Source organism: Bacillota bacterium (assembly GCA_036504675.1).
Classification (GTDB): domain Bacteria; phylum Bacillota; class Sulfobacillia; order JAJYWN01; family JAJZPE01; genus DASXUT01.
The window spans coordinates 1-3,721 of sequence record DASXUT010000116.1 but is presented as its reverse complement, the minus strand read 5'-3'; the positions used below and the strand labels follow the sequence as shown (position 1 = coordinate 3,721).

Sequence of the window (3,721 nt, the reverse complement as noted above, 5' to 3'; positions counted from 1 at the left end):
CATCGCCGAGGGCCAGCGTCCGGTAGAGAGCGATGATGTTCGAGGTCGCGATCGAGATGACCGCGCCGGCGGACCCCTCGGCCGTCCAGCCCTTGACCGCGCCGGTGTTGATTCCCGTGATGGCCTTGTACTCGGCCTGCTTGCCCTTGCCGCCCACGCGCGGCGTGATGTTGCGGATCGGTGACAAGACGGGATAAAACTCTTTCGCCACGGGCTCGAGATTGTACATCTGGAGCCCGCCGGCCAGGTTCCACTCCTTGATCACGTCGGGGAGAAGCCCGCCGATGTTCTGGGCAGCTCCGCCTCTCAACGCGTCAATCGTCTTCTGGAGCTCGGCAGCAATGCCGCTCACGTTTCTCACTCTCCCATAGGGACTGAATAACGGGACGGGATAGCTGGCCTTCAGCCCTTACGCGCGAGCTGCGTCAGCGAATAGATCGCCGAAGCGCGCGCGAGCTGAGCCTGTTCGCTGTTGTCCTTGGCGGTGGCGGTGATGACGTTGACCGCCTTTTGGATGTCACCCGCCGCCGGGTTGCCGGCAAAGACCTTGTCGATCTCGATCACGTTCCCCTTGGCCGGCGCCGCCGTCTGCTCGAGCTTCTCGAGCCTCTCGCGGATCCCGCCCACAGCGGCTTCCGCCGCCGTCTTCGCGACATCCGTCAGGATCGCTTTGACCGAGTCAGCCGTCAGGGCCTTGCCCAGGGAATCCGGGGACAGCGCCTTTTGAACCTCGGCCGCGACGAGCCCGTCCAGGCCGGGCTGGTCAGCGGTCGAAGACTTGATCGTGGTCGGGTTGACGGGGGCCGCGTGGCCGGTAATCGGCACGCCCTTGCCGTCCCCCTTGTCTGCCGGAGCAATGGACTTCAGGGCCGCGTCCACCTGGGCGGCGAGGGCATCGAGCTGGTCCTTGATCGCTTTCAGGACCGTCTCGCCCTGGTAGTCCATCTTGGCTGTCGGCTGGACGCCGGCGGTACCCGTCTTCTGGGTCGCCTGATCGCCACCCGCGGCCTTGGCCGCCGGGACGGATTCGCCGGCCACGGCCTTGCCGATGGTTTCCTTCTCGCATTCGCACTCGTCCGACGGCTTGCCGCACTCGGGGCAGACCATCCCGCCGCCCTCGGCAGCCTTCATGGCCCGACCACACTTGCAATGCTTATCCACGTCGTTGCCCTCCTTCGCGGCCTTCTTGTCCTCGGTCCAGGACGCCGGCAGGGCGTCTTCGAACTCCTTGCCCTTGCGACGGGCGATCCTGACGATGGCCGCCTTGACCGTCCCCGGGTCGTCGGCCGCCCCGATCAGCCTGACAGCGTCCACGACGTCCTTGGCCGCGGTGATCGGGAACCTTCGGTTCTTCGGGTCGCCGAAATCGGCCTCGGGAACGGCGCCCAGCTCGCGCCCAGGCGCCTCGAACGCAGCCTTGTAGGCTTCGGCCACAGCCGCCTTGGCCGAGACGGGCACGTAGGTCTGCTCGACCTCCTGCGGATCGCCGAGCGTGACCTCGCCGGCCTCGGAGATCGTGTACGGGATTTTGTAGTACTTGCCCGATACGTTCTCCTGGACGATGACGTGGTCGGGGTAGGTCTCGACGATCCACCGGTGCTTGACAGGCTCGACGACGGCCCCCGAATCACTCTTGGGGTTCAACTTGCCTTGGATGGCGTCCCGGATGTCTTCGTGGCTCAGGGCTGCCTTCTTCACGACCACCCCGGTCTGCATGTCCTTCCACTCCCCCAGTCCCACCGATTTGAACAGGGTGAACCGGCCATCCTCGTTGGCCGGTCGGTCCACGTAGCTGATCTCTATGATCTTCCCGCCGACGATCCGGCCATGAGGGGCCTTGGCATCGAGCTGGGTCCTGGTTCCCTTGATGCCGATGCTGTACCCTTTGTAGACACCTTCCTTGACCTTCTTCCAAGCCTCGCCATCGACGACCTTGGACACCACAAAAGGGCCCTTCTCATCCCACTCCAGGTCCTTGGCCACGCCGACAGCCGACAGTTGATGCATCTCGCGGATATTGCCCCACCTAAACCAGTCGGGCAGTTCGCGTTTCAGCCACTCAGCGTCGGCGATCTGGCCATCGAGGTCGACCCGGTCACTGGACACGTAGCCGAATACGAGCCGCTTTTCCTCATCGATCTTGACCAGGGGAGCGTAAAGGTACAGGTCGGGGCGGTCAAGGTCCATGGCTTTCTGGACATCGAGCACAGCGCCCAAGTCAGCTCGCCTCCCTTACCGGTGGGATCTGTCGTCCCTCGACGTCGTTGCTGAAAACGCCGTTCTGGAGCCAGCCGTGGTAGCTGCCAACGAAGTTGATCGACGGCATGACGGTGATATTGGGGGCCTCGCCCGTGACCGTCCAGCCGCTGCTCCCTGGGTCGCCGCGCCATGGACTGTCGATTATCCACTTGCAGCCGTTCGGCAGCACCACCATGAGCGGCGGACGCTTGCCGAGCCAGTCACGGTGGTATTCCTTGGAGCAATAGAAGTCGAGCATCTGCTTGTCTTCTAGCAGCCACGGCATGTACCACATGTCGCCGACTTGCGGTCGATACTCCCCGCTGCGCACTTTTTCGCCGTCGACCAGCCGGCACGGCCAGGGCATGGCGGATCACCCCTTCACGAGGCGGCACTCTGCTGAAGACCCTGGAAGAATGAGCACCGCGGCAAATACGAGATGTCCCCAACGCCTGGATCCCTGTCGTACCATGGAAAGCCCCGGCACACGGGGGGTCTTGCGTCATGGGCCGTGCAGAGCCGGCTGGTTGAATCCCATTGATCACACTCGTAATAGAGCACCCCGCTGCCTCCCTTGAAGGTCGGCAGTCGCCTCAGAGCTTCCGCCTTGCTGATTCGGTGCCAGTGCTTGAGGATGGTCTCACGGTCTCTTTGGTCAAGGTTCTCCATCTCCTGGAACTGCTTTTTCGTGTGGGAGAACGGTATGGCAAGACAACAGTCACCGCACTTTGAGCACTCAGCCAAGCCGGTCACCCCTTCACAATCGGCCTGAACGCCCGGACGCAGTTATGTGTTATGATGTTCTCGGCGATATACCACCCTTGGTCTGTCTGGAGGTTGTAGACATGACCCGAAAACTCTCGGCGTTCAACCCTGGTGACCTCTACCATCGCTACCAGGCCGGCGAGACCACGGACGAGATCGCGGCCTCCATCGGCGTTGCTGGCAGCAGCGTCAGACGTTTGCTCGTCCGCCATGGATACGTCCTCCGCAGCCACAGCGAGGCGATGCGGGTCCGAAACAAGCTCCTCGGCCCGGCCGGCCGGCGCAAGAGAACCGCCGCTGCCCACGCCGCCGTCCGCGGCATGAAGAGGACGCCCGAGGACCTTGCTCGAAGGGCCCTTGGTAAAGAGCGGACTCAGGCCCACATCAGCCACAACGAGCGAGTGCTTGCCGGCCTGCTCCTTGACCGCAGCGTTGAGGCCGTCCTGTCCAAGGCCGTTGGTCCCTACAACATAGACCTTGCTGCCTACCCCATCGCCGTGGAAGTCTTCGGGGGCGCATGGCATAATGCGGGTCGTCACGCGGCCCGGTTTGAGAAGCGCACCCGCTACCTGCTCAATGCGGGCTGGCACCTGATCGTTGTCTGGGTCGAGAAGGCGCGCTACCCCCTCACTGTCCAGGCAGCGGACTATGTGGTCTCCTTCCACAATCTCGCCAGCCGCAACCCATCCATGGTCCGTCAGTATCGGGTGATTCGGGG

The 3,721-nt window shown here is 63.4% G+C and carries 4 protein-coding genes; 1 reads left to right on the top strand and 3 read right to left on the bottom strand.

The features are described from left to right. The 3 genes from VGL40_08300 to VGL40_08290 all read right to left on the bottom strand — a co-directional run. Nucleotides 1-352: hypothetical protein (locus tag VGL40_08300; GenBank protein ID HEY3315256.1), on the bottom strand; the 352-nt coding region annotated here is incomplete at its 3' end. A 50-nt stretch (nt 353-402) separates the two neighbouring features. Beyond that, entirely contained in the window at nt 403-2,217 is a 1,815-nt protein-coding gene (locus VGL40_08295; GenBank protein HEY3315255.1) for a hypothetical protein, read from the bottom strand. A 1-nt stretch (nt 2,218) separates the two neighbouring features. Further along, on the bottom strand, nt 2,219-2,605 hold the full coding sequence (locus VGL40_08290; GenBank protein ID HEY3315254.1) for a hypothetical protein: 387 nt from the start codon (nt 2,603-2,605) through the stop codon (nt 2,219-2,221). A 478-nt stretch (nt 2,606-3,083) separates the two neighbouring features. Here VGL40_08290 and VGL40_08285 point away from each other — a divergent pair. Further along, nucleotides 3,084-3,721: hypothetical protein (locus VGL40_08285; protein HEY3315253.1), on the top strand; the 638-nt coding region annotated here is incomplete at its 3' end.

What these genes read in the sequence shown, in the direction of transcription:
- VGL40_08290 (HEY3315254.1), bottom strand. Translation starts at nt 2,605, where the DNA reads ATGCCCTGGCCGTGCCGGCTGGTCGACGGCGAAAAAGTGCGCAGCGGG.